We start from the raw sequence: 25969 nt of genomic DNA on the forward strand, positions 1-25969 counted from the left end.
CAATATGTGAACTCAAGCGGCCTCGCCGTGCTCATAAAGTCACACGACATCGGCTATTGACTTCGAAACTTGAAGGCATAGTCTCTGCAACGTTGCTTTTACCTTCACGTGGTGGGCGGCGTGAAGTTGTGCGCCACTGGAAGGGCTTGCCCCCCACCGAGGAGTCCATGTGACCAGCACCGCGCAGGCGCCCACGCCGCCGCCTTCCGAAGGCCGAGCCGCTCACCCGGACCACCTCGGCCACGTCATCTTCATCACGGCCTCCGCCGCGATGGGCGGCTTCCTCTTCGGCTACGACAGCTCCGTCATCAACGGCGCCGTCGAGGCGATCCGCGACCGCTACGACATCGGCTCCGGCACCCTCGCCCAGGTCATCGCCATCGCCCTGATCGGCTGCGCCATCGGCGCCGCCACCGCAGGACGGATCGCCGACCGCATCGGCCGCATCCGTTGTATGCAGATCTCCGCGGTCCTCTTCGCCGTCAGCGCCGTCGGCTCCGCGCTGCCCTTCGCCCTCTGGGACCTCGCCCTCTGGCGGATCATCGGCGGCTTCGCCATCGGCATGGCCTCCGTCATCGGCCCCGCCTACATCGCCGAGGTCGCCCCCGCCGCCTACCGCGGCCGCCTCGGCTCCTTCCAGCAGGCCGCGATCGTCATCGGCATCGCCATCTCCCAGCTGGTGAACTACGGCATCCTCCAGCTCGCCGACGGCGACCAGCGCGGCGAGATCGGCGGCCTGGAGGCCTGGCAGTGGATGCTCGGCGTGATGGTCGTCCCCGCACTCCTCTACGGCATGCTGTCCTTCGCGATCCCCGAGTCCCCGCGCTTCCTCATCTCGGTCGGGAAGACCGACCGGGCCAAGGAGGTCCTCGCCGAGGTCGAGGGCCACGGCGTCGACCTCGACCACCGCGTCGCCGAGATCGACCGGGCCATGCGCAGCGAGCACAAGTCCACCTTCAGGGACCTGCTCGTCGCCGGCAGCAGGTTCAAGCTGCTGCCCATCGTCTGGGTCGGCATCGGACTCTCGGTCTTCCAGCAGCTCGTGGGCATCAACGTCGCCTTCTACTACTCCGCGACCCTCTGGCAGTCCGTCGGCATCGACCCGTCCAGCTCGTTCTTCTACTCGTTCACCACGTCGATCATCAACATCATCGGCACCGTGATCGCGATGGTCCTGGTCGACCGCGTCGGCCGCAAGCCGCTCGCCCTCGTCGGTTCCGTCGGCATGGCGGTCGCCCTCGCCTTCGAGGCCTGGGCCTTCTCCGCCGACCTCGTCGACGGCAAGCTGCCCGAGACCCAGGGCGTCATGGCCCTCGTCGCCGCCCATGTCTTCGTGCTCTTCTTCGCCCTCTCGTGGGGCGTGGTGGTCTGGGTCTTCCTCGGCGAGATGTTCCCCAACCGGATCCGCGCCGCCGCGCTCGGCGTCGCCGCCTCCGCCCAGTGGATCGCCAACTGGGCCATCACCGCCAGCTTCCCGTCCCTCGCGGACTGGAACCTCTCCGGCACCTACGTGATCTACACGATCTTCGCCGTGCTCTCGATCCCCTTCGTGCTCAGGTACGTCAAGGAGACGAAGGGCAAGGCGTTGGAGGAGATGGGCTAAACCCCGCTGCCCCTCTCCTCACGACGACCGCCCCGGCCGAGGCCTCACGCCTCTGCCGGGGCGGTACGCGTCTCAGGCGGTGAGCCGTTGCGGTACGTGTCTCAAGCGGTGAGCCGCCGCGGTACGGGTCTCAGGCGGTGAGCCGCGGCAGTACGTCGTCGCAGAACAGCCGCAGGCTCCGCCACCCCTCCTCGACCGGCATCCCGCCGCACAGCGGATGCAGCACGAGGCTCTCCAGGCCGAGCTCCAGGCACTCCTCCGGCGTCACCACCCGGTACACCCCCTCCGCCCGCAGCTTCGCCACCGTCCTCGCCGCCGAACGCACCGCCGAGCGGATGTCCTTCGACTGCCAGGAGGCGTAGGTCCGCGCCTCGTGCAGGAAGTGCTCCCCGTACTCCGCCCAGGTCCGGTCCGGGTCCGCCGACAGATGCAGCAGCGGGGTCTCCTCCGCCGGCATCATCGTCCAGCCCTCCGTGCCGTACTCCGCGCACCGCTCCTGGTAGTACGTCTCCAGGTCCGGAAGGTGCGCGCTCGGGAAGAACGGCAGCCCCAGCCGGGCCGCCCGCCGCGCCGCCGCCCGCGAGGACCCCCCGACCAGAAGCAGCGGATGCGGCCGGGTGAACGGCCGCGGGGTGACCCGTACCGTACGGCCCTGATACGTGAACGGCTCCCCGGTCCAGGCCGTGAGCAGGGTCTCCAGGAGCAGGTCCTGGAGCTTGCCCCGCCGCCCCCAGTCGACCCCGCGCTCCTCGTACTCCTCCGGCCGGTAGCCGATCCCCGCCACCGTCACCAGACGGCCCCCGCTCAGCAGGTCGAGGACCGCGATGTCCTCGGCCAGGCGCAGTGGATCGTGCAGCGGGCCGATGATCGCCGAGACCGTGACCGCGATCCTGCGCGTCGCGCCGAAGACCGCGCCCGCGAAGGTGAAGGGGGAGGGCAGCCAGTTGTTCTCGACCCCGTGGTGCTCCTCCGTCTGCACGGTGTCGACGCCGTGCTCGTCGGCGTACGCGGCCATGGCGAGCGCGGCCCGGTAGCGCTCCGAGAGGGAGTCCGGGGTCGCACGGGGATCGACGAGGTTGAACCGTACGACGCTGAACGGCATGGGAAAGTCCCCCTTCGCAGGTGCGCGGAAGGGGGACAGTAGCTGACGGAGCGTCAGATGGAAACGGTCTCGCGGACTTCGGCGGGCGCCACGGGAACCGGCTGCGGAGAGCGCGGCAGCACGGCGTACAGCGCGCCCGCGACCACGATCGTCACCGCCCAGCCCAGACCGTTCTCACCGATCCAGGTCGAGGCGAGCGGACCCGAGAACCAGTCCACCTTCGTGAACAGCAGACCCACGGCCAGCGCCACGGCCCACGCCGTCATCGCCTGCCAGGCGAAACCGCCCCGGTACCAGTAGGCACTCGCCCGCGTGGTGTCCATCAGGGCCTTCGCGTCGTACGACCTCCGGCGCAGCATGTCCACGCCGAAGACGCCGATCCACGCCGAGAACGCCACCGCGAGCAGCGTCAGGAAGGAGATGAACGAGCCGATGAAGCTCGTCGCCACGACCATCAGGAGGAAGCCGAAGACCAGGCTGATCACCGCGTTCACGCTCACCGCCGCGGCCCGCGGCACCTTGATGCCCAGGGTCTGCGCCGTGAACCCGGCCGAGTACATCGACATCGAGTTGATCAGCAGCATCCCGATCAGGGCGATCAGCAGGTACGGCACCGAGATCCACATCGGCAGCAGCTCGCCGATGAAGGAGACCGGGTCCTGCGCCGAGGCCAGGTCCGGCGTCGACACCGCCATCACGGCGCCCATCAGCACCATGGGGAGCACCACGATCCCGGCGCCGCCGATCGTCGAGCCGACCATCGCCCGCGAGGAGGCCGTACGGGGCAGGTAGCGCGTGAAGTCGGGGCCCGAGGGCACCCAGCTGATGCCGCCCGCCGCGATCGTGCCGATCCCCGCGACCATCATCGCCGTCGAACCGGCGGGCTTGTCGAAGACCGCGGACCAGTCGGTGTTCGCCACCAGATGGACCAGGACGAGCACGGAGAAGGCGCCGAAGAGGTACGTCGACCACGTGCTGCACACCCGCAGCGCGTTGATGCCGAGACCCGACACCAGGAACGTGCAGGCCACGAAGAGCAGTAGCGTCACCACGATCAGGAGCGTGTTCGACTTCACCCCGAAGAGCAGGTCGAGGACGGTCAGCACCGCGTACGCCCCCGCGACCGCGTTGATCGTCTCCCAGCCCCAGCGGGCCACCCAGATCAGCGCACCGGGAAAAAGGTTTCCGCGCTGACCGAACACGGCCCGCGACAGCGCCATGCCGGGCGCCCCGCCGCGCTTCCCCGCGATCGAGATCAGGCCGACGATCCCGTACGAGAGGACCGGCGCGACGACCGCCACGACCAGGACCTGCCAGAAGTTCAGGCCGTTGAAGACGACCAGACCGGCGCCCATCGTGAGCAGCAGCACACTGATGTTGGCCGCGACCCAGGTCGGGAAGAGTTCGCGGACCCGGCCGGTCCGCTCGGCGTCGGGGACGGGTTCGAGACCGCGGGTCTCCATGGCGCCGTCGTGCGTCGCGCCTTCGGCATCGGAGGCGACGTGGGGCATAGGGGTACTCCGTTGTACAGATGTGGGGGAACCACCCACTGTACGTGCTCCGCCATCCGCCCCTTCGTGGCCGATACTGGACGCGTTATGGAACTCATCCTTGCTGTAGTCATCGCTCTGGTCGTCGCGGTCGCCGTGACGAGCGGGCTCGTGATCAGCGGTCGCAAGAAGAAGCAGCTGCCGCCGGCCGAGCCGCCGTCCACCACGCCGACCATCACCGCTCCGCCCGCCGAACCGCACGTCGGCGAGGAGGCGGAGACACCGCGGGAGGAACCACGCCGCACGGTCGAGGAGGTCGAACTCCCCACCGAGGCGGCCCCCGAGGCCCCGGTCGCGGTCGAGGAGCCCCTCGTCGAGGAGCCCGCCGCCCCCGAGATCGAGGTCCCCGAGCCCACCGCCGGCCGCCTCGTGCGGCTCCGGGCCCGGCTGGCCCGCTCCCAGAACTCGCTCGGCAAGGGGCTGCTCACGCTCCTGTCCCGCGAGCACCTCGACGAGGACACCTGGGAGGAGATCGAGGAGACGCTTCTCACGGCCGACGTCGGCGTCGCCCCCACCCAGGAGCTCGTCGACCGGCTGCGCGAGCGGGTCAAGGTGCTCGGCACCCGCACCCCGGACGAGCTGCGCGGCCTGCTCCGTGAGGAGCTCGTCACCCTTCTCGGTGACTTCGACCGCTCGGTGAAGACCGAGAGCCCCGAGGACACCCCGGGCGTGGTCATGGTCGTCGGCGTCAACGGCACCGGCAAGACCACCACCACCGGCAAGCTGGCCCGTGTCCTGGTCGCCGACGGCAAGTCCGTCGTCCTCGGCGCCGCCGACACCTTCCGCGCCGCCGCCGCCGACCAGCTCCAGACCTGGGGCGAGCGCGTCGGCGCCCGGACCGTGCGCGGACCGGAGGGCGGCGACCCGGCGTCGATCGCCTTCGACGCGGTCAAGGAGGGCATCGCCGAGAAGGCCGATGTCGTCCTCATCGACACCGCCGGCCGGCTCCACACCAAGACCGGCCTCATGGACGAGCTCGGCAAGGTCAAGCGCGTCGTCGAGAAGCACGGCCCGCTCGACGAGATCCTCCTCGTCCTCGACGCCACCACCGGCCAGAACGGCCTGATCCAGGCCCGCGTCTTCGCCGAGGTCGTCGACATCACCGGCATCGTGCTGACCAAGCTCGACGGCACCGCCAAGGGCGGCATCGTCGTCGCCGTCCAGCGCGAGCTGGGCGTCCCGGTCAAGCTGATCGGCCTCGGCGAGGGCCCGGACGACCTGGCACCGTTCGAGCCGGGCGCCTTCGTCGACGCCCTGATCGGCGACTGACACCGCGTACGGCATCTCGTACGGCATACGGAAGGGCCCCCGCCGGCTTCTGGCGGGGGCCCTTCCGCGTCCTCAGAAGTGCGTCCGGTGGCAGATGTACGCCAGCGTGCCGAGCAGCAGCCGGGCCTGCGGGGGCGCGCCCGCCGTGTCCAGCGTCGGGGGCCGCAGCCAGCGCACCGGCCCGAGCCCGCCCAGGTCCGACGGGGGAGCGGTGATGTGGGCGCCGGGGCCCAGACAGTGCAGGTCCAGATCGGCGTCGTCCCAGCCCATCCGGTAGAGCAGCTGCGGCAGCTCGGCCGCCGCGCCCGGGGCCACGAAGAAACGCGCCCGGCCGGTCGGGGTCGCGCACACCGGGCCGAGCGGCAGCCCCATGCGCTCCAGGCGCACGAGCGCCCGTCGGCCCGCGGCCTCGGCTACCTCGATCACGTCGAAGGCGCGGCCGACCGGGAGGAGCAGCGCCGCGCCCGGGTACGCGGACCAGGCCTTCACGGCGTCGTCGAGGCCGGCGCCCGCCGGGACCGGTTCCGCGAAGGAGAGGGGGTGCGCGCCGGGGGCCGCGCAGGCCGGATCGCCGCAGGAGCACTGGCCGGAGACGGCCCGCGCGCCGGGGACGACGTCCCAGCCCCAAAGTCCCGTGTACTCGGCCACCGCTGTGCACTCCGTGGTGCGTACGCGGCGGCGTGCGCCGGACCGCATCTCACGAATGCCGCCGATCGTGAAACCCATGCCCCCTCCAACGGGTCGAGCGCGCCGGTGGTTACGACCCGGAGCACAGCCGTCACCCTTCGTCACGGTCCGTCGCCGAGTGTGGCGCGCGGTCGTGAGAGGGGTGGTGCGGAGTGGGACACGCGCCTCTCCGCGCTTCCGTCCGCCGACTCCGGTTCGTCGCATGTCAAGTGAATCGCGTTCCACGCGTGGCGAGTTCATTCGAAGGGGTGGCGAATGGTGGCGTTTCTTGAATCGCCCTCGTGGAGGGGTGATCGTAGGATTACTTTCGGTACTCGAAGCTCGGGATCGCTTGCACGCGTGGGTATGCCGGAGGCAACCCGGTTTCCAGTTCGAAGGAGTGCGAACGTCGGACGGGTGCCGCGAGAGACGGCATTCTGATAGGGGTTCGTACGACAGGTCATCAGGTGGATGGGGGCGTTCCAGTGAGCGGCAACGGCGCAGACGGTACGACTGCCGGCAAGCGCCCGAACGAGCAGCTGGGCTCGTGGTTCGTGCGCAGCGGCTGGTCGAAGGGCGAACTGGCACGCCAGGTGAACCGCAGGGCACGCCAGATGGGCGCGCACCACATCTCCACGGACACTTCGCGCGTGCGCCGCTGGCTCGACGGCGAGCAGCCCCGCGAACCGATCCCGCGGATCCTCTCCGAGCTCTTCTCCGAGCGCTTCGGCTCCGTCGTCGCCATCGAGGACCTCGGGCTGCGCACCGCCCACCAGTCGCCCTCCGTCTCCGGCGTCGACCTGCCCTGGGCGGGGCCGCAGACCGTCGCCCTGCTCAGCGAGTTCTCCCGCAGCGACCTCATGCTCGCCCGCCGCGGCTTCCTCGGCTCCTCCCTCTCGCTCGCCGCGGGACCCGCCCTCATCGAACCGATGCAGCGCTGGCTCGTCCCCACGCCGGCCGGCGACATCGAGCGCCCCGAGCCGATCGTCGACGCCCGCAGACCCAACCGGCTCTCCGAGATCGAGCTCGACCTCCTGGAGTCCACCACCGCGATGTTCCGCAAGTGGGACGCCCAGTGCGGCGGCGGACTGCGCCGCAAGGCCGTCGTCGGCCAGCTCCACGAGGTCACCGACCTCCTCCAGGAGTCCCAGCCCGCCGCCACCGCCAAGCGCCTCTTCACCTGCGCCGCCGAACTCGCCGAGCTGGCCGGCTGGATGAGCTACGACGTGGGTCTCCAGCCCACCGCCCAGAAGTACTTCGTGCTGGCGCTGCACGCCGCCAAGGAGGCCGGCGACAAGCCCCTCGGCTCGTACATCCTGTCCTCGATGAGCCGCCAGATGATCCACCTCGGGCGGCCCGACGACGCCCTCGAACTCATCCACCTCGCCCAGTACGGCAGTCGGGACTGCGCCACCTCCCGCACCCAGGCCATGCTGTATGCGATGGAGGCCCGCGCCTACGCCAACATGGGGCAGCCCTCCAAGTGCAAGCGGGCCGTGCGGATGGCCGAGGACACCTTCGCCGACGTCGGCCTCGACGGCGAGCCCGAGCCCGACTGGATCGGCTTCTTCTCCGAGGCCGAGCTCAACGGCGAGAACTCCCACTCCTACCGCGACCTCGCCTATGTCGCCGGCCGCTCCCCGACCTACGCCTCGCTGGCCGAGCCCGTCATGGAGCGGGCCGTCGAGCTCTTCGAGAAGGACCCCGACCACCAGCGCTCGTACGCGCTCAACCTGATCGGCATGGCCACCGTCCACCTCCTCAAGCGCGAGCCCGAGCAGTCCGTGGTCCTCGCCGAGAAGGCCCTCGGGGTCGCCCGCAGCATCCGCTCCGAACGGGTCAACACCCGGCTCCGCAAGACCGTCGACCACGCCGCCCGCAACTACAGCGACGTCGCCGAGGTCGTCCAGCTCACCGACCGGCTCACCCAGCTCCTCCCCGAGGCCGCCGAAGCGGTCTGACCCCCCCAGGGGCCCCAGGCCCCGGCCCCCGGCCCCGCTACGGGGCCCGCACCAGACCCCGGCCGCGCCGGACGTCCCGTAAAGCCCGACTCGGCTCCCCCGCCGCAAGGTCACACGGACGCCCGGCGCGGCCGGTCCGTTCCCCGGACGTCTCCTCGTACCGACACGGCCGTTCACGGTCACGTAACACGCCCCACCCCTTCGTCACTGCGCCGAAACATCGAGCGGCATCGGCGGAAACCGCGCTGCGCGAATCTCTGGCCCATAACCGGCCACCCCTCAAGGCCGGACGCTCCCCGGCCCCGCCCCGCACGGCCGCATTCGACGACGAGGAGACGCCGATGGCACCAGCCATCACGACCCTGGCCGCAGACGCCCCCGAGCTGTCTGCCGCCAACACCGGGTTCATGCTCATCTGCTCCGCCCTGGTCATGCTGATGACCCCGGCGCTCGCCTTCTTCTACGGAGGCATGGTCCGCGTCAAGTCCACCCTCAACATGCTGATGATGAGCTTCATCAGCCTCGGGATCGTCACGATCCTCTGGGTGCTCTTCGGCTTCAGCCTCGCCTTCGGCACCGACTCCGGCTCCCTCATCGGCTGGTCCTCCGACTACGTCGGCCTCAGCGGCATCGGCATCACCGAGCTCTGGGACGGCTACACCATCCCGGTGTACGTCTTCGCCGTCTTCCAGCTGATGTTCGCGATCATCACCCCCGCGCTCATCAGCGGCGCCCTCGCCGACCGCGTCAAGTTCACCGCCTGGGCCCTCTTCATCACCCTCTGGGTCACGATCGTGTACTTCCCCGTCGCCCACTGGGTCTGGGGCGCCGGCGGCTGGCTCTTCGAGATGGGCGTCATCGACTTCGCCGGCGGCACCGCCGTCCACATCAACGCCGGTGCGGCGGCCCTCGGCGTCATCCTCGTCATCGGCAAGCGCGTCGGCTTCAAGAAGGACCCGATGCGCCCGCACAGCCTCCCGCTGGTCATGCTCGGCGCCGGTCTCCTCTGGTTCGGCTGGTTCGGCTTCAACGCCGGCTCCTGGCTCGGCAACGACGACGGCGTCGGCGCCGTGATGTTCGTCAACACCCAGGTCGCCACCGCCGCCGCCATGCTCGCCTGGCTCGCGTACGAGAAGCTCCGCCACGGCTCCTTCACCACCCTCGGCGCCGCCTCCGGCGCGGTCGCCGGCCTCGTCGCCATCACCCCCTCCGGCGGCTCCTGCTCCCCGCTCGGCGCGATCGCCATCGGCGCGATCGCCGGTCTGGCCTGCGCCATGGCCGTCGGCCTCAAGTACAAGTTCGGCTACGACGACTCCCTCGACGTCGTCGGCGTCCACCTCGTCGGCGGTGTCATCGGCTCCCTCCTCGTCGGCCTCTTCGCCACCGGCGGCGTCCAGTCCGAGGCCAAGGGCCTCTTCTACGGCGGCGGCCTGGAGCAGCTCGGCAAGCAGGCCGTCGGCGTCTTCGCCGTCCTCGCCTACTCCCTGGTCGCCTCCGCGATCCTCGCCCTGATCATCGACAAGACGATGGGGATGCGGGTCAGCGAGGACGACGAGGTCTCCGGCATCGACCAGGTCGAGCACGCCGAGACCGCGTACGACTTCAGCGGAGCCGGCGGCGGCATCACCGGACGCAGCACCGCCGCGGCCACGACCGTCCCGAGCGAGAACACGAAGGTGGACGCATGAAGCTCATCACCGCGGTCGTCAAGCCGCACCGGCTCGACGAGATCAAGGAGGCCCTGCAGGCCTTCGGGGTCCACGGCCTCACCGTCACCGAGGCCAGCGGCTACGGCCGCCAGCGCGGCCACACCGAGGTCTACCGGGGCGCCGAGTACACCGTCGACCTCGTCCCCAAGATCCGCATCGAGGTCCTCGTCGAGGACGAGGACGCCGAACAGCTCATCGACGTCGTCGTGAAGGCCGCCCGAACCGGCAAGATCGGAGACGGCAAGGTGTGGAGCGTGCCGGTCGAGACCGCCGTACGGGTCCGCACCGGCGAGCGCGGTCCGGACGCACTGTAAGCACGGATGGGAGCCGCCGGGTGACGAACCTCGACACGAGCGACACGACCGAAGAATCGGGACCCGGCGGTTACGCGGCGGCCCGGCTGCTCCTCCTCCAGGAGAAGGAGCGGCCCGGGCCGCCGCGCCGTGCCGCCCTCGCCCGGCTCACCGACGACTGGCTGGCCGGCCTCTTCGCCGCCGCCGCACCGCCCCGCGGGACCGCCCTCGTCGCCGTCGGCGGCTACGGGCGCGCCGAACTCTCCCCGCGCAGCGACCTCGACCTCCTCCTGCTCCACGACGGCACCGCCGACAAGGCCGCCGTCGCCGCCCTCGCCGACCGGATCTGGTACCCCGTCTGGGACCTCGGCCTCGCCCTCGACCACTCCGTCCGCACCCCCGCCGAGGCCCGCGCCACCGCCGCCGACGACCTCAAGGCCCACCTCGGCCTCCTCGACGCCCGGCTTCTCGCCGGAGACGCCGGACTCGTCGCCGCCCTGCGCACCACCGTCCTCGCCGACTGGCGCAACCAGGCCCCCCGGCGCCTCCCCGAACTCGACGCGCTCTGCCGCGAGCGCGCCGAACGCGCGGGGGAGCTGCAGTACCTCCTCGAACCCGACCTCAAGGAGGCCAGGGGCGGCCTCCGCGACGCCCAGGTGCTGCGCGCCGTCGCCGCCTCCTGGCTCGCCGACGCCCCCCGCGAAGGCCTCGACACGGCCCGCCGCCGCCTCCTCGACGCCCGTGACGCGCTCCACCTCGCGACCGGCCGCGCCACCGACCGGCTCGCCCTCCAGGAACAGGACGCCGTCGCCGCCGAACTCGGCCTCCTCGACGCCGACACCCTGCTCCGCGAGGTGTACGAGGCCGCCCGGACCATCTCGTACGCCACCGACGTCACCTGGCGCGAGGTCAACCGCGTCCTCAAGGCCCGCTCCGCCCGCCCGGCCCGGCTCCGCACCCTCCTCAGCCGCAACGGCGGCGCGAAACCCCTCGTCGAACGGACCCCGCTCGCCGAGGGCGTCGTCGAGATGGACGGCGAGGCCGTCCTCGCCCTCGGCGCCAAGCCGGAACGCGACCCCGTCCTGCCCCTGCGGGCCGCCGCCGCGGCCGCCCAGTCCGCCCTGCCGATCTCCCTGCACGCCGTACGCCGCCTCGCGGCCGCCGCCAAGCCCCTGCCGGTGCCCTGGCCCGCCGAAGCCCGTGAGGAGCTCGTGACGCTCCTCGGCGCGGGCGAGGCCACCGTCCCCGTCTGGGAGGCCCTGGAGGCCGAGGGGCTGATCAGCCGGCTCCTGCCCGACTGGGAGCGGGTCCGCTGCCGCCCCCAGCGCAACCCCGTCCACACCTGGACCGTCGACCGGCACCTCGTCGAGACCGCCGTACGGGCCTCCTCGCTCACCCGCCGCGTCGGCCGCCCCGACCTCCTCCTCGTCGCCGCCCTCCTCCACGACATCGGCAAGGGCTGGCCCGGCGACCACTCCGTCGCCGGCGAGACCATCGCCCGCGACCTCGCCGCCCGCATCGGCTTCGACCGCACCGACACCGCCGTCATCGCCACCGCCGTCCGCCACCATCTGCTCCTCGTCGAGACCGCCACCCGGCGCGACCTCGACGACCCCGCCACCGTCCAGTCCGTCGCCACCGCCGTCGGCACCCTCGGCACCCTGGAGCTCCTGCACGCCCTCACCGAGGCCGACGCCCTCGCCACCGGGCCCGCCGCCTGGTCCTCCTGGCGCGCCTCGCTCGTCGCCGACCTGGTCAAACGGGTCGCCGGGGTGCTCGCGGGCGCGCCCCTGCCCGATCCCGAGGCCGCCGCGCCCAGCGCCGAACAGGAACGGCTCGCGATCGAGGCCCTGCGCACCGGCGAACCCGTCCTCGCCCTCCACACCCGCGACGAGCAGCCCCTCGACGAGGAGGAGCCGGAGCCCGTCGGCGTCGAACTCCTCATCGCCCTGCCCGACCAGCCCGGCGTCCTCCCCGCCGTCGCGGGCGTCCTCGCCCTCCACCGGCTCACCGTCCGCGCCGCCGACCTCCGCGCCGTCGACCTCCCCGGCGACCTCGGCTCCGGCTCCGTCCTCGTCCTCGACTGGCGCGTCGCCGCCGAGTACGGCTCCCTGCCCGAGGCCGCCCGGCTCCGCGCCGACCTCGTCCGCGCCCTGGACGGCTCCCTCGACATCCCCGCCCGGCTCGCCGAACGCGAGGCCGCCTACCCCCGCCGCCGTGGCCTCACCGCCCCGCCGCCCCGGGTCACCGTCGCCGCGGCCGACTCCCGCCTCGCCACCGTCATCGAGGTCCGCGCCCAGGACGCGCCCGGCCTGCTCCACCGCATCGGCCGCGCGCTGGAGGGAGCGGCGGTACGGGTGCGCAGCGCCCACGTCTCCACCCTGGGCGCCAACGCCGTCGACACCCTGTACGTGACCCGCCCGGACGGCTCCCTCCTCCCGGACGAGGAGGCGATCGACCTGGCCCGGGCGCTGGAGGAGGCGCTGCGATGAACGGTCCCCGCGCGCCGGATTCGGCGGGCGGGGGCACACACTTCGAGCGGCCCGATACCCTGGAGGGCAATCCGACCGCCCCCGACACCGAGGATCCGCGACCGCCGTGTTCGATACCCTCTCCGACCGCCTTGCAGCGACCTTCAAGAACCTCCGCGGCAAGGGCCGTCTGTCCGAGGCGGACATCGACGCCACCGCGCGCGAGATCCGTATCGCGCTGCTGGAGGCGGACGTCGCCCTGCCGGTCGTCCGCGCCTTCATCAAGCAGGTCAAGGAGCGCTCGCTGGGGGCGGAGGTCTCCCACGCCCTCAACCCCGCCCAGCAGGTCATCAAGATCGTCAACGAGGAGCTCATCTCCATCCTCGGTGGCGAGACCCGTCGTCTGCGGTTCGCCAAGACCGCGCCGACCGTGATCATGCTCGCCGGTCTCCAGGGTGCCGGTAAGACCACCCTCGCCGGAAAGCTCGGTGTCTGGCTGAAGAGCCAGGGCCACTCGCCGCTGCTCGTCGCCTGTGACCTCCAGCGCCCCAACGCCGTCAACCAGCTCTCCGTCGTCGCCGACCGCGCGGGCGTGGCCTTCTACGGCCCGCAGCCGGGCAACGGCGTCGGTGACCCGGTCCAGGTCGCCAAGGACTCGATCGAGTACGCGCGGACCAAGCTGTACGACGTCGTCATCGTCGACACCGCCGGCCGCCTCGGCATCGACCAGGAGCTGATGCAGCAGGCCGCGGACATCCGCGACGCCGTCAGCCCCGACGAGGTCCTCTTCGTCGTCGACGCCATGATCGGTCAGGACGCGGTCAACACCGCCGAGGCCTTCCGCGACGGCGTCGGCTTCGACGGCGTCGTGCTCTCCAAGCTCGACGGCGACGCCCGCGGTGGTGCCGCGCTCTCCATCGCGCACGTCACCGGCAAGCAGATCATGTTCGCCTCCAACGGCGAGAAGCTGGACGACTTCGACGCGTTCCACCCGGACCGCATGGCGTCCCGCATCCTCGGCATGGGCGACATGCTCTCCCTCATCGAGAAGGCGCAGCAGACCTTCGACGAGGAAGAGGCCGCCAAGATGGCCTCGAAGCTCGCCTCGAAGAAGGGCGAGGGCTTCACGCTCGACGACTTCCTGGCCCAGATGGAGCAGGTCCGCAAGATGGGCTCCATCTCGAAGCTGCTCGGGATGCTGCCCGGCATGGGCCAGATGAAGGAGCAGATCGCCAACATCGACGAGCGCGATGTCGACCGTACGGCCGCCATCATCAAGTCGATGACCCCGGCCGAGCGCCAGGACCCGACCATCATCAACGGCTCCCGCCGTGCCCGTATCGCCAAGGGTTCCGGCGTCGAGGTCAGCGCGGTCAAGGGCCTGGTCGAGCGGTTCTTCGAGGCCCGCAAGATGATGTCCCGCATGGCGCAGGGCGGCGGCATGCCGGGGATGCCGGGCATCCCGGGCATGGGCGGCGGCCCCGGCCGGCAGAAGAAGCAGGTCAAGCAGGCCAAGGGCAAGCGCAAGAGCGGCAACCCGATGAAGCGGAAGGCCGAGGAGCAGGCCGCGGCCGAGCGCCGTGAGCAGGCGCAGGCCGGCGGCGCCTTCGGTCTCCCGGCGGCGGGGCAGACCCCGAAGGACTTCGAGCTCCCGGACGAGTTCAAGAAGTTCATGGGCTGATCGGGCCCGTATGAGGGGCCCGGGGCGGTACGAAACCGCCCCGGGCCCCTTTTCATACCTCCGCGCCGCCCGTAATGCCGGACCGATCCCGCTCTTCGATACTGGGGCCACTGCCGCCCCGAGGAGAGCCACGTGGCCAACCCCGTACCCCCGCGCGACCGGACCGACCAGCCCTGGCGCTCGGAAGGGGCCCCACCGCCCCCGTCGCCGAAGAAGCGGATGCCGGGCAGCTGGGGCAGCCTCATCCTCACGGCGCTCGTCGTCTACCTGATCGCCAACATCGTGCTGTCGTTCTTCAACGAGGGCGACGGGCCGACGATCTCCTACACCGAGTTCGACAAGCAGGTCGCCGCCGGGAACGTCACCAAGATCTACTCCAAGGGCGACGCGATCCAGGGGCAGCTGAAGAACAAGCAGCCCGTGCCGGGCGGCGACGGCGACTACACCAAGTTCCAGACCCAGCGTCCGGCCTTCGCCGACGACGACCTGTGGGCACAGCTGACCAAGCAGAACGTGGTCGTCACGGCCGAGCCGGTCGTCAAGGAGCGCAGTTTCCTCGCCAACCTCCTGATCTCGCTGGCGCCGATGCTGCTGCTCGTCGTGCTGTGGGTGTTCATCGCCCGCCGGATGAGCGCCGGCATGGGCGGCGCGGGCGGGATGCTCGGCCGCAAGCAGCCGCCGAAGCCGGTCGAGCTGGAGGGCGGCAAGCGCACCACCTTCCAGGACGTCGCCGGCATCGACGAGGTCGAGGGCGAGCTCAACGACGTCGTCGACTTCCTGAAGAACCCGCAGGCCTACCGCGAGATGGGCGCCAAGATGCCCCGCGGCGTGCTCCTCGCGGGCCCTCCCGGCACCGGCAAGACCCTGCTCGCCCGGGCCGTCGCGGGCGAGGCGGGGGTGCCGTTCTTCTCGGCCTCCGCCTCCGAGTTCATCGAGATGATCGTGGGCGTCGGCGCCTCCCGGGTCCGCGAGCTGTTCGCCGAGGCCCGCAAGGTCGCCCCCGCGATCATCTTCATCGACGAGATCGACACCATCGGCCGGGCCCGCGGCGGCGGCTCCGGGATGGGCGGCCACGACGAGCGGGAGCAGACCCTCAACCAGATCCTCACCGAGATGGACGGCTTCACCGGCTCCGAGGGCGTCATCGTCCTCGCCGCCACCAACCGCGCCGACGTGCTCGACCCGGCCCTCACCCGGCCGGGCCGCTTCGACCGCATCGTCCACGTCAACCCGCCCGACCGGGGCGGCCGCGAGGCCATCCTGAAGATCCACACCCGGGAGATCCCGCTCGCCCGGGACGTCGACCTGGAGCACGTGGCCCGCACCACCCCCGGCATGACCGGCGCCGAGCTCGCCAACCTCGCCAACGAGGCCGCCCTCCTCGCCGTCAAGCGCCAGCAGCAGGCCGTCACCCAGTCGGATCTGTCGGACGCCCTGGAGAAGGTCCAGCTCGGCGCCGAACGGCCGCTGGTGATGCCCCTGGAGGAGCGGCGCAGGACCGCGTACCACGAGAGCGGCCACGCCCTGCTCGGCATGCTCCAGCCCGGCGCCGACCCGGTCCGCAAGATCACCATCGTGCCGCGCGGCCGGGCCCTCGGCGTCACCCTGTCGACCCCCGACGCCGACAAGTACGCCTACACCGAGGACTATCTGCGCGGCCGGATCATCGGCGCCCTCGGCGGGATGGCCGCCGAGCAGGTCGTCTTCGGCGTCATCACCACCGGCGCCGAGAGCGACCTCGAACAGGTCACCAACATCGCCCGGGGCATGGCAGGCCGCTGGGGCATGAGCGAGCGCGTCGGCCGCCTCACCGCCATCCCGAGCGACGCCCAGCAGGCCTACGGGCTCTCGGCCGCCCCCGCGACCCTCGACACCGTCGACGAGGAGATGCGGCGCATCGTCGACGAGTGCTACGAGAGCGCGGTACGGCAGCTCCGCGAGCACCGCGACAAGCTGGACGCCCTGGCCGAGGCCCTCCTCGCCAACGAGACCCTGGAGGAGGACGCGGCCTACCGGGCAGCGGGCATCCCGCGCCTGAGGAAGGAGCCCGAGTCCTGAGTCCCGCGTCCTGAGCCCGAGTCCTGAGTTCCGCGTTCCGCGTTCTGAGTCCCGAGTCCCGAGTCCCGAGTCCCGAGTCCCGAGTCCTGAGTCCCGCGTCCTGCGCGGCCTACCGCACGCGTGCGACCACGTACCGGAAGACGTTCGGCATCCACACCGTCCCGTCCGGGCGGACGTAGGGGGCGAGCGCCTCCTCGATCTCCTTCGCCACCTGCGCGTGCTCCGTCGCCCGGACCGCCTCGTCGAAGACGCCCGTCGACAGCAGCCCGCGCACCGCGCTGGCCTCGTCCGCGTACCCGAAGGGGCAGGCCACCCGGCCCGAGCCCGCCGGCCGCAGCCCCGCCCCTGCCACCAGCGCGTCCAGGTCGGGACCCGGCGCGGGCCCGCGGTCCGCGAGCCGGGCCGCGACCCGCAGCACCGGCTCCGTGGCGCACCGCTCCGGCGGCCCCCACCCGGCGAGTACGACCGCCGTGCCCGAGTGGGCCGAACGGGTGAGAGCCCGGAGTTCGGGGAGCATCCCGTCCGTCGCGTGGAAGGCCGTGATCACGTCGTACGGGAGGTCCTCCGGGAGCTCCTCGGTGACGGTGACGTCCTCCGGCAGCCGCTCCCTGGCCAGCTCCACGCGCGCGTGGTCCCGGTCCGCGCCGGCCACCCGCGCGCCCCGCGCCGCGGCCATCAGGAGGGCCAGGCCCGAGCCGCAGCCCAGGCCCAGCAGCCGGGAACCCGCGCCCACGCCCAGGCGGTCGTACACCGCCTCGTAGAGCGGGACCAGCATGCGTTCCTGGATCTCGGCCCAATCGCGCGCGGGGTGGTGCGGGACGAGCGTAGGTGTCATGGAAAAGCGCCCCAATCCGTGCTCGGACGACAGCCCCCCGTAGCCAGGGAACTGCGCTTCCCCGGCCGCGTCCAGTGCTCGCGCCGGACCGATTCACCCGGGGGAGGGGCGGTGCGCCGCCTTGCGCATCGACCCGGTAATGTCCTCGCAACAGTTCCCCGGGCCGCTCCGCCCACCCGGGGGCGCGCGCACCGCGGCCACGCGCCGGGGCGTATGCGCCACTACGCACCGGCTTGACGATCTCTGCGTGACTTCTCCGCAGATCGGGGGCACTGGCCCGCGTCGGGACACATCAAGGCAACTGACGGGTACGTGCAAAATATTTGGGATGCCCCGGAATGGAACCCGGGGGCACTTCGGCTCGTTGTACGCGACGTGAGCACGACACCCCCTGTTCTCGCCGCAGAGCTGGCACAGGCGTGGGCCGACATTCAGCGGCACCACCCCGAGCTGCCCGATCTTGCCGCGCCCGAGTCCCTGATCGGAGAGTCCTCGTCCGCCTGTGGCGCCGAGCTCTCCTTCGAGCGACTGCTCCACGAGGCAGTCCACGGCATCGCCGCCGCCCGAGGTGTCCGCGACACCTCCCGGGCCGGCCGCTACCACAACCGCAGATTCCTCGCGATCGCCGAGGAAATGGGCCTCGACCATCCCGAGGAGCCGCACGCCAGCAGCGGCTTCTCCCTGGTCACGCTCAACCCAGAGGCCAGGCGCCGGTACCGGCCCACCATCGAGCGGCTCCAGCGCGCCCTCAAGGCGCACACGGTCGCCACGGCCGCCGACACCAAGCGCTCCTTCCGCGGACCGGCCGCCCGGCACGGATCCTCGGGCGGCGGCGTGCGCGTCAAGGCCGTCTGCGACTGCGGGCGCAACGTGCGCGTGGTGCCGTCCGTGCTGGCCCAGGCCCCGATCGTCTGCGGCGGCTGCGGCAAGCCCTTCCGCATCCCCGAGACAGTGGGCGCCGCCAACTGAGTCGGCGGCGTGTGGCACAATGGCTAGCTGTACTCGACAGTCGCACAGGACCCCTCTCTCCTCCGGCTGACGCGTCCATCGGGCACCCGAGTACCGCAACCCCACGTGGCATCTCAAGTGCCCAACCACGTCAAGACCAGGAGACACCACTCCAGTGGCAGTCAAGATCAAGCTCAAGCGCCTCGGCAAGATCCGCCAGCCGCACTACCGCATCGTCGTCGCCGACTCGCGCACCCGTCGTGACGGTCGCGCGATCGAGGAGATCGGCCTCTACCACCCGACGTACAACCCGTCGCGTATCGAGGTCGACTCCGAGCGTGCGCAGTACTGGCTGTCCGTCGGCGCCCAGCCGACCGAGCCGGTTCTCGCCATCCTGAAGCTCACCGGCGACTGGCAGAAGCACAAGGGTCTGCCGGCCCCCGAGAAGGCTCTGCTCGTCCCCGCCACGAAGGAGGCGAAGCGCGCCTCGTTCGACGAGTTCGCGAAGACCCTCGAGGGCGGCGACGACAAGGGTGAGGCCATCACCCCGAAGGCCAAGAAGGCCGACAAGAAGGCGGACGAGGCCGAGGCCGCGTCCACCGAGTCGACCGAGGCCTGATCATGCTCGAGGAGGCTCTCGAGCACCTCGTGAAGGGCATCGTCGACAACCCCGACGAGGTGCAGGTCGCCTCGCGCAACCTGCGCCGGGGTCGCGTGCTGGAGGTCCGGGTCCACCCCGACGACCTCGGCAAGGTGATCGGCCGCAACGGCCGCACCGCGCGTGCGCTGCGCACCGTCGTGGGCGCCATCGGCGGCCGGGGGATCCGCGTCGACCTCGTCGACGTGGACCAGGTCCGCTGAGCAGGTCGGCAGCATAACTAGTTGTGCCGGCACGGGCCGGGGAGGGCTGAAGAGCCCGCCCCGGCCCGTTGTCGTACGTACGAGCTGTGTGACAGGAGAGTGTGGAGCAGTGCAGTTGGTAGTCGCGCGGGTCGGCCGCGCCCATGGCATCAAGGGCGAGGTCACCGTCGAGGTGCGGACGGACGAGCCCGAGCTCAGGCTCGGCCCCGGTGCCGTACTGCTCACCGACCCGGCCTCCGCCGGGCCGCTGACCATCGAGACCGGCCGCGTCCACAGCGGCAGGCTGTTGCTGCGCTTCGAGGGCGTCCGCGACCGCACCGCCGCCGAGGCCCTCCGCAACACCATCCTCATCGCGGAGGTCGATCCCACGGAGCTGCCCGAGGAGGAGGACGAGTACTACGACCACCAGCTGATCGACCTCGACGTCGTCCTCGCCGACGGCACCGAGATCGGCGTGATCACCGAGATCTCCCACCTGCCGTCCCAGGACCTCTTCATCGTCGAGCGCCCCGACGGCACCGAGCTGATGATCCCCTTCGTCGAGTCGATCGTCACCGAGATCGACCTGGAGGAGCAGCGGGCCGTGATCGACCCGCCGCCCGGTCTGATCGACGACCGCGCCGAGATCGTCTCCTCCCGGGACGACGGCCCCGCGGAGTCCGGCGAGGAGTCGGCATGAGGCTCGACGTCGTCACGATCTTCCCCGAGTACCTCGAACCGCTGAACGTCTCCCTCGTCGGCAAAGCACGCGCGCGCGGACAGCTGGACGTCCATGTGCACCACCTGCGCGACTGGACGTACGACCGGCACAACACGGTCGACGACACCCCCTACGGCGGCGGCCCCGGCATGGTCATGAAGACCGAGCCGTGGGGCGACGCGCTCGACCAGACGCTCGCCGACGGCTACGAGGCCGGCGCGCACGGGCCGGTCCTCGTCGTCCCGACCCCCAGCGGCCGCCCCTTCACCCAGGAGCTCGCCGTCGAGCTCTCCGAGCGCCCCTGGCTGATCTTCACGCCGGCCCGCTACGAGGGCATCGACCGCCGCGTCATGGACGAGTACGCGACCCGGATGCCCGTCTACGAGGTCTCCATCGGCGACTACGTCCTCGCCGGCGGCGAGGCGGCCGTCCTCGTCGTCACCGAGGCGGTGGCCCGCCTGCTGCCCGGCGTCCTCGGCAACGCCGAGTCCCACCGGGACGACTCCTTCGCCCCCGGCGCCATGGCCAACCTCCTGGAAGGCCCCGTCTACACCAAGCCCCCCGAGTGGCGCGGCCGGGGCATCCCCGACGTCCTCCTCAGCGGGCACCACGGCAAGATCGCCCGCTGGCGGCGCGACGAGGCCTTCCGCCGTACGGTCGCCAACCGGCCCGACCTCATCGAGCGCTGCGACCCGTCCGCCTTCGACAAGAAGGACCGCGAGATCCTCTCCATGCTGGGGTGGGCGCCCGAGCCCGGCGGCCGATTTTGGCGCAGGGTCGAGGGCGTGGAAGAATAGGCCGCTGTCGTCCGTCCGGCGCGCGCCCCTGCCACAGGGGGAACGACGCCGCCAGAAACGGACGACGCTCCCCATCATTCGAACGTACCGCTGATGACCTGTGGCATCAGCGAGGAAAGAGACCTCCATGGCCTCCCTGCTCGACCAGGTCAACGCGGGTTCGCTCCGCTCCGACCTCCCCGCCTTCCGTCCCGGCGACACCGTGAACGTCCACGTGCGCGTCATCGAGGGCAACCGCTCCCGTATCCAGCAGTTCAAGGGTGTCGTCATCCGCCGTCAGGGCTCGGGCGTCTCCGAGACCTTCACGGTCCGCAAGGTCTCGTTCTCCGTCGGCGTCGAGCGCACCTTCCCGGTGAACTCCCCGATCTTCGAGAAGATCGAGCTCGTCACCCGCGGTGATGTCCGTCGCGCCAAGCTCTACTACCTGCGCGAGCTGCGCGGCAAGGCTGCCAAGATCAAGGAGAAGCGCGACCGCTGAGCTCAGGCTCCCGGCACGCTCCCCGCTTCGGACTCCTCGCACAGACAGGCCGGATAGGCTTTGCCGGCGATGGACACCGAAGCACAGCACACGGAGCGCGACCCCTCTTCCGACACGGATACGTCCGGTACGGAGGAAGGGTCGCGCTCCGCGCGCGTTTCCGACGGCTCGGAGCGCGCGTCCGAGGATTCCGGAAGCGCGTCCGAGGACTCGAGCCGCGCCCCTTCCTGGCGGCGCACCGCCCTCGTGGGAGGCGCCTGCATGGCCTTCCTGCTGCTCCTGAGCCACTTCGTGATCCAGCCGTTCCTGATCCCCAGCGGCTCCATGGAGCCGACGCTCCAGGTCGGCGACCGGATCCTCGTGAACAAGCTGGCGTACCGTTTCGGCAGTGAGCCCGCCCGGGGAGACGTCGTCGTCTTCGACGGCACCGGCTCCTTCGTACGGGAACAGCCGAAGGACAATCCCGTCACCGGGCTCCTGCACGACGGGGCGGCCGCCCTCGGCCTCGCCGAGCCCGACGAGACCGACTTCGTGAAGCGGGTCGTCGGCATCGGCGGCGACCGGGTCGTCTGCTGCGACAAGGACGGCCGGATCACCGTCAACGGCGCCCCCGTCCAGGAGCGGTACGTGATGCTCGGCGACCGGCCCTCCAGCGTGCCCTTCGACATCGTCGTCCCGCAGGACAGGCTCTGGGTGATGGGCGACCACCGCAGCCAGTCCAGCGACTCCCGCGACCACCTGGGCAACCCCGGCGGCGGCATGGTCCCCGTCGACAAGGTCGTCGGCCGCGCCGACTGGATCGCCTGGCCCTTCGGCCGCTGGACCACCGTGCCCGGCACCGACGCCTTCGGCGCCGTACCGGCCCCGCCGGCCGGCGGACACGGAGCGGGAGCCCATGGGTAGCCGGGGCCGCGGCCGCCCCTCCGCCGGGGCCGACCAGGGCCCCACCGCCCTGCCCGGACGGGCCGAGCGCCGCAGGCTGGCCCGCAAGGTCAAGCGGCGCCGGCAGCGCTCCGCGATCCGGGAGATCCCGGTCCTGATCATCGTGGCCGTGTTCATCGCGCTCGTCCTCAAGACCTTCCTGGTCCAGGCGTTCGTCATCCCCTCCGGCTCCATGGAGCAGACGATCCGCATCGAGGACCGGGTCCTCGTCGACAAGCTCACGCCCTGGTTCGGCTCCCGCCCGCAGCGCGGCGACGTCGTCGTCTTCAAGGACCCCGGCAGCTGGCTCCAGCAGGAGGCCGAGCCGCCCGCCGACGACCCGATCGGCATCAAGCAGGCCAAGCAGGCCCTCACCTTCATCGGGCTGCTGCCCTCGGCCGACGACCGGGACCTCATCAAGCGGGTGATCGCAGTCGGCGGCGACACTGTGCGCTGCTGCGGCGCGGACGGGCGGATCAGCGTCAACGGCGTACCCCTGGACGAGCCGTACCTGCATCCCGGGAATCCGCCGTCCAAGATCCCCTTCGAGGTGAAGGTCCCGCAGGGCCGCATCTTCGTCCTCGGCGACCACCGCTCCGACTCGGCCGACTCCCGCTTCCACCTCGACGAGGAGGGCCACGGCACCGTCTCCGAGGAGCAGGTCGTCGGGCGCGCGGTGGTGATCGCCTGGCCCTTCGGGCACTGGCGCGGCCTGGAGGAGCGGGAGACCTTCTCCGCCGTACCGGACGCACGTGCGAGTTCCGGGACCGCATCCGATCTGTCGCATAGTGTGTCCCAGCGGAATCTGAACGGATTGCCCGGGCTCCCGACCCCTGCGGAACTTCTGCTCGTTATGGGAGTGGTGGGCCTGTCCCTGACCCGGGGCAGGCGTTCGCACGGACTGAGGAGTGGATGTGGGGGATTTGGCCGTCGGCGCACGATCCGGACACGATGAGCCCGAGAAGAGGGCCGACGGGGCCTTCGGCGATGACACGACGGGTGGCGACGTGACGGGTGACGAGCAGGCGCAGCCGCCGGGCGGCGGTACGCCGGGCGAAGGCGGCGACGAAGCGGCGGACGGGTCCGGCAAGGGCCCGAAGAAGCAGCGTTCCTTCTGGAAGGAACTGCCCCTCCTCGTCGGCATCGCGCTGGTGCTCGCCCTGCTGATCAAGACCTTCCTGGTGCAGGCGTTCTCGATTCCCTCGGAATCGATGATGAACACCCTTCAGAAGGGCGACCGCGTCCTCGTCGACAAGCTGACCCCCTGGTTCGGCTCCGAGCCCGAGCGCGGCGAGGTCGTCGTCTTCCACGACCCGGGCGGCTGGCTGGAGGGCCAGGAGACGCCCACGCCGAACGTCGTGCAGAAGTTCCTCAGCTTCATCGGCCTCATGCCCTCCGCCGAGGAGAAGGACCTCATCAAGCGCGTCATCGCCGTCGGCGGCGACACCGTCTCCTGCAAGGAGGGCGGCAAGGTCGTCCTCAACGGCGTGGCGCTCGACGAGAGCGCGTACCTCGCCCCCGGCGCGGTGCCCTGCCAGGACTCCTTCGGTCCGATCAAGGTCCCCAAGGGCCGGATCTGGGTCATGGGCGACAACCGGCAGAACTCCCTGGACTCCCGCTTCCACCAGCAGCTCCCCGGCGGCGGCACCGTCTCCAACGACGAGGTCGTGGGCCGCGCCGTCGTGATCGCCTGGCCGGTCACCCGCTGGGCCACGCTCCCCGTGCCCGACGTCTTCGACCAGCCGGCCCTCAACAAGGCCCTCGGCGCCGCCCCCCTCGGGGCGGCCGGGCTCGCCGGAGCGCTCCCGCTCGTGCTGTGGCGCCGGAAGAAGCAGGCCGCACGGCATACCGCCGAGTAGCGACCCGCGGGTAGGGTGCCGTCCCGGACCGTCGACAGGGCTACGGTCCGCCGACAGACCTACGGGGTGCGCACATGAGCGGAACCATACGGACCAAGGGCGGCCGCGGCCGCCTCGGCAGCGTGCTGTCGGGGCTGGCCGTGGCCGTCGGCTGTGTGCTCTTCCTCGGGGGATTCGTCTGGGGCGCGGTGCTCTACCAGCCGTACACGGTCCCCACCGACTCCATGACCCCCACCCTCGACGTCGGTTCCAAGATCCTCGCCCAGCGGATCGACGGCGACGAGGTGCGGCGCGGTGACGTCGTCGTCTTCGTCGACCCGCTCTGGGGCTCTTCGCCCATGGTGAAGCGGGTCGCGGCCGTGGGCGGTGACACCGTCGCCTGCTGCGACCGGGACGGGCGGCTCACCGTGAACGGGAAGCCGGTCGACGAGCCGTACCTGCGGCCCGGACCCGGCGGCCGGACCGTCGCCTCGGGCCAGGACTTCTCGGTGACCGTCCCCCGGGACAACCTCTTCCTGCTCGGCGACGACCGGCACACCTCGCTCGACTCCCGTACGCACATGGAGGAGGCCGGACAGGGCTCCGTGCCCCGCTCCACGGTCGTCGGCAGGGTGGACGCGGTCGTCTGGCCCGCCAAGGGCCGTCTGGAGCCCGCCGAGGGCTTCGCGGGTCTCCCGGGCGGCATCTCGCGACCGGGCCCGTTCAAGGCGCTCCTCACGGCGATCACGGCCGGCACCGTGCTGATCCTCGCGGGAGCCGCGTACGGTCCGGTGGTCGGCCGCCTGGGCCGGGGTCGGTCCGGGGGGCCGAGGCCGGGCGCGAGGGAGAAGGTGGGGGCATGACGGACACGGCTCCGGAAGCGGGGCTCGTCGCGCGGCAGGTCGCGCGGGTCGTGCTGCTCGATCCCGACGACCGCATCCTGCTCCTGCACGGCTACGAGCCCGACGACCCGGACCAGACCTGGTGGTTCACCCCGGGCGGCGGCCTGGAGGGCGACGAGACCCGGGAGGAGGCGGCCCTGCGCGAACTCGCGGAGGAGACCGGCATCACCGAGGTCGAGCTCGGCCCGGTGCTCTGGAAGCGGTACTGCTCCTTCCCCTTCGACGGGCGCCGCTGGGACCAGGACGAGTGGTACTACCTGGCCCGCACCCGCGGGACCGAGGCCGCGCCCCGGCCGCAGGCCCTCACGGAACTGGAGACCCGCAGCCTCGCGGGCCTGAGATGGTGGACCTCCGCCGAACTGTCGGCGGCGCGTGAGACGGTGTACCCGACCAGACTCGCCGAGCTGCTGCGCACGCTGCTCGACGAGGGACCTCCGAGTGCACCGGTGGTTCTCGCCCCGGAAATCGTTTAGGGGCGCGTACGACTGGCGCACAATAGGGGGACGCACGGCTGAAGGGGAACATGCCATGAGCGCCGAGGACCTCGAGAAGTACGAGACCGAGATGGAGCTGAAGCTCTACCGGGAGTACCGCGACGTCGTCGGGTTGTTCAAATACGTGATCGAGACCGAGCGGCGCTTCTACCTCACCAATGACTACGAGATGCAGGTGCACTCGGTCCAGGGCGAGGTCTTCTTCGAGGTCAGCATGGCCGACGCCTGGGTCTGGGACATGTACAGGCCCGCCAGGTTCGTGAAGCAGGTCCGTGTGCTGACCTTCAAGGACGTGAACATTGAGGAGCTCAACAAGAGCGACCTCGAACTTCCCGGCAGCTGACGTCATCCTTCGGGCGGCCTCACCCTCGGGGGTGAGGCCGTTTTCCACAGCCTCCCGGCCGTCCACAGCGCCGCACGCGGCCCTCCGCACTCCGTCACAGTCGGTGACGGAGGTGGTACCGCATGAACAGGACCCAAGCCCTCGGACGGTACGGGGAGGAGCTGGCGACCCGCCGGCTCACCGCGACCGGCATGCACATCCTCGCCCGCAACTGGCGCTGCGGCCGGACCGGCGAGATCGACATCGTCGCCCGCGACGGCGACACCCTCGTCATCTGCGAGGTCAAGACCCGGCGCGACGGCGCCTACGAACACCCGATGGCCGCCGTCACACCCCGCAAGGCCGAGCGGCTACGCCGCCTCGCCGCCTGCTGGCTCGACCGCAACGACACCCCGGCCCCCGCCGGCGGCGTCCGCATCGACCTCGTCGGCATCGTCCTGCCGTACAAGGGCGCCCCCGTCCTCACCCACGCCCAGGGGGTGGCCTGAG

The 25969-nt window shown here is 71.2% G+C and carries 25 protein-coding genes; 21 read left to right on the plus strand and 4 right to left on the minus strand.

Annotation, left to right across the window (positions count from 1 at the left end; genetic code table 11):
• Window positions 1-169 precede the first annotated feature (169 nt).
• Window positions 170-1603, plus strand: coding sequence for a sugar porter family MFS transporter (locus AB5J54_RS28470; RefSeq protein WP_369146759.1), 1434 nt, complete (start codon window positions 170-172; stop codon window positions 1601-1603).
• A gap of 130 nt (window positions 1604-1733) precedes the next feature.
• Here AB5J54_RS28470 and AB5J54_RS28475 read toward each other — a convergent pair whose 3' ends face one another.
• Both AB5J54_RS28475 and AB5J54_RS28480 read right to left on the minus strand, forming a co-directional pair.
• On the minus strand, window positions 1734-2705 hold the full coding sequence (locus AB5J54_RS28475; protein ID WP_369146760.1) for an LLM class flavin-dependent oxidoreductase: 972 nt from the start codon (window positions 2703-2705) through the stop codon (window positions 1734-1736).
• Window positions 2706-2758: 53 nt separating this feature from the next.
• Window positions 2759-4216: a cytosine permease gene (locus AB5J54_RS28480; RefSeq protein WP_369146761.1), complete on the minus strand. Its 1458-nt coding sequence runs from the start codon at window positions 4214-4216 to the stop codon at window positions 2759-2761.
• 87 nt (window positions 4217-4303) lie between these two features.
• Here AB5J54_RS28480 and ftsY point away from each other — a divergent pair, with 87 nt between their 5' ends.
• Window positions 4304-5524, plus strand: coding sequence for a signal recognition particle-docking protein FtsY (ftsY, locus tag AB5J54_RS28485; RefSeq protein ID WP_369146762.1), 1221 nt, complete (start codon window positions 4304-4306; stop codon window positions 5522-5524).
• Window positions 5525-5596: 72 nt separating this feature from the next.
• Here ftsY and AB5J54_RS28490 read toward each other — a convergent pair whose 3' ends face one another.
• Window positions 5597-6250 carry a bifunctional DNA primase/polymerase gene (locus AB5J54_RS28490; RefSeq protein ID WP_369146763.1) on the minus strand — a complete coding sequence of 218 codons (654 nt, stop codon included), beginning with the start codon at window positions 6248-6250 and terminating at the stop codon, window positions 5597-5599.
• A 425-nt stretch (window positions 6251-6675) separates the two neighbouring features.
• On the opposite strand from AB5J54_RS28490, the gene AB5J54_RS28495 reads away from it, so the two are divergent.
• From AB5J54_RS28495 to ftsH, 6 genes are all read left to right on the plus strand, one after another.
• Window positions 6676-8151 (plus strand): hypothetical protein, encoded by a 1476-nt coding sequence (locus AB5J54_RS28495; protein ID WP_369146764.1) that lies wholly within the window; start codon window positions 6676-6678, stop codon window positions 8149-8151.
• Between the two features lie 341 nt (window positions 8152-8492).
• Complete coding sequence (locus AB5J54_RS28500) at window positions 8493-9839, plus strand: ammonium transporter (protein ID WP_369146765.1); 1347 nt, start codon at window positions 8493-8495, stop codon at window positions 9837-9839.
• Entirely contained in the window at window positions 9836-10174 is a 339-nt protein-coding gene (locus AB5J54_RS28505) for a P-II family nitrogen regulator (RefSeq protein WP_015036464.1), read from the plus strand. Before AB5J54_RS28500 ends, AB5J54_RS28505 begins: the two co-directional genes overlap by 4 nt.
• Before the next feature lie 20 nt (window positions 10175-10194).
• A complete protein-coding gene (locus AB5J54_RS28510) occupies window positions 10195-12645 on the plus strand; it encodes a [protein-PII] uridylyltransferase (RefSeq protein ID WP_369146766.1) in 2451 nt (816 codons plus the stop codon).
• 106 nt (window positions 12646-12751) lie between these two features.
• On the plus strand, window positions 12752-14305 hold the full coding sequence (ffh, locus tag AB5J54_RS28515) for a signal recognition particle protein (protein ID WP_369146767.1): 1554 nt from the start codon (window positions 12752-12754) through the stop codon (window positions 14303-14305).
• A gap of 132 nt (window positions 14306-14437) precedes the next feature.
• Window positions 14438-16363: an ATP-dependent zinc metalloprotease FtsH gene (ftsH, locus tag AB5J54_RS28520; RefSeq protein WP_369146768.1), complete on the plus strand. Its 1926-nt coding sequence runs from the start codon at window positions 14438-14440 to the stop codon at window positions 16361-16363.
• Between the two features lie 109 nt (window positions 16364-16472).
• On the opposite strand, the gene AB5J54_RS28525 is transcribed toward ftsH, so the two are convergent.
• Window positions 16473-17198 (minus strand): methyltransferase domain-containing protein, encoded by a 726-nt coding sequence (locus AB5J54_RS28525; protein ID WP_369146769.1) that lies wholly within the window; start codon window positions 17196-17198, stop codon window positions 16473-16475.
• A 375-nt stretch (window positions 17199-17573) separates the two neighbouring features.
• On the opposite strand from AB5J54_RS28525, the gene AB5J54_RS28530 reads away from it, so the two are divergent.
• From AB5J54_RS28530 to AB5J54_RS28590, 13 genes are all read left to right on the plus strand, one after another.
• A complete protein-coding gene (locus AB5J54_RS28530; RefSeq protein WP_030690647.1) occupies window positions 17574-18167 on the plus strand; it encodes a hypothetical protein in 594 nt (197 codons plus the stop codon).
• 154 nt (window positions 18168-18321) lie between these two features.
• Complete coding sequence (rpsP, locus tag AB5J54_RS28535; RefSeq protein ID WP_015036470.1) at window positions 18322-18765, plus strand: 30S ribosomal protein S16; 444 nt, start codon at window positions 18322-18324, stop codon at window positions 18763-18765.
• A 2-nt stretch (window positions 18766-18767) separates the two neighbouring features.
• Window positions 18768-19007 carry an RNA-binding protein gene (locus AB5J54_RS28540; protein WP_020868149.1) on the plus strand — a complete coding sequence of 80 codons (240 nt, stop codon included), beginning with the start codon at window positions 18768-18770 and terminating at the stop codon, window positions 19005-19007.
• A 109-nt stretch (window positions 19008-19116) separates the two neighbouring features.
• Window positions 19117-19686, plus strand: a complete 570-nt coding sequence (rimM, locus tag AB5J54_RS28545; protein WP_369146770.1) for a ribosome maturation factor RimM — start codon at window positions 19117-19119, stop codon at window positions 19684-19686.
• Window positions 19683-20504: a tRNA (guanosine(37)-N1)-methyltransferase TrmD gene (gene trmD, locus AB5J54_RS28550; RefSeq protein WP_041131460.1), complete on the plus strand. Its 822-nt coding sequence runs from the start codon at window positions 19683-19685 to the stop codon at window positions 20502-20504. The genes rimM and trmD overlap by 4 nt, the downstream gene beginning before the upstream one ends.
• A gap of 127 nt (window positions 20505-20631) precedes the next feature.
• Window positions 20632-20982, plus strand: a complete 351-nt coding sequence (gene rplS / locus AB5J54_RS28555) for a 50S ribosomal protein L19 (protein WP_015036473.1) — start codon at window positions 20632-20634, stop codon at window positions 20980-20982.
• A 69-nt stretch (window positions 20983-21051) separates the two neighbouring features.
• A complete protein-coding gene (gene lepB, locus AB5J54_RS28560; RefSeq protein ID WP_369146771.1) occupies window positions 21052-21885 on the plus strand; it encodes a signal peptidase I in 834 nt (277 codons plus the stop codon).
• Entirely contained in the window at window positions 21878-22858 is a 981-nt protein-coding gene (lepB, locus tag AB5J54_RS28565) for a signal peptidase I (RefSeq protein ID WP_369146772.1), read from the plus strand. The genes lepB (AB5J54_RS28560) and lepB (AB5J54_RS28565) overlap by 8 nt, the downstream gene beginning before the upstream one ends.
• Window positions 22827-23762 (plus strand): signal peptidase I, encoded by a 936-nt coding sequence (gene lepB / locus AB5J54_RS28570; protein ID WP_369149483.1) that lies wholly within the window; start codon window positions 22827-22829, stop codon window positions 23760-23762. The genes lepB (AB5J54_RS28565) and lepB (AB5J54_RS28570) overlap by 32 nt, the downstream gene beginning before the upstream one ends.
• Before the next feature lie 74 nt (window positions 23763-23836).
• On the plus strand, window positions 23837-24604 hold the full coding sequence (gene lepB / locus AB5J54_RS28575; RefSeq protein WP_369146773.1) for a signal peptidase I: 768 nt from the start codon (window positions 23837-23839) through the stop codon (window positions 24602-24604).
• Window positions 24601-25116 (plus strand): NUDIX hydrolase, encoded by a 516-nt coding sequence (locus AB5J54_RS28580; RefSeq protein WP_369146774.1) that lies wholly within the window; start codon window positions 24601-24603, stop codon window positions 25114-25116. The genes lepB (AB5J54_RS28575) and AB5J54_RS28580 overlap by 4 nt, the downstream gene beginning before the upstream one ends.
• 55 nt (window positions 25117-25171) lie before the next feature.
• A complete protein-coding gene (locus tag AB5J54_RS28585; RefSeq protein WP_005311352.1) occupies window positions 25172-25480 on the plus strand; it encodes a DUF2469 domain-containing protein in 309 nt (102 codons plus the stop codon).
• A gap of 122 nt (window positions 25481-25602) precedes the next feature.
• Entirely contained in the window at window positions 25603-25968 is a 366-nt protein-coding gene (locus AB5J54_RS28590) for a YraN family protein (RefSeq protein ID WP_369146775.1), read from the plus strand.
• Window position 25969: the final 1 nt, after the last annotated feature.

This window comes from Streptomyces sp. R44 (assembly GCF_041053105.1).
In the GTDB taxonomy this organism is placed as follows: domain Bacteria; phylum Actinomycetota; class Actinomycetes; order Streptomycetales; family Streptomycetaceae; genus Streptomyces.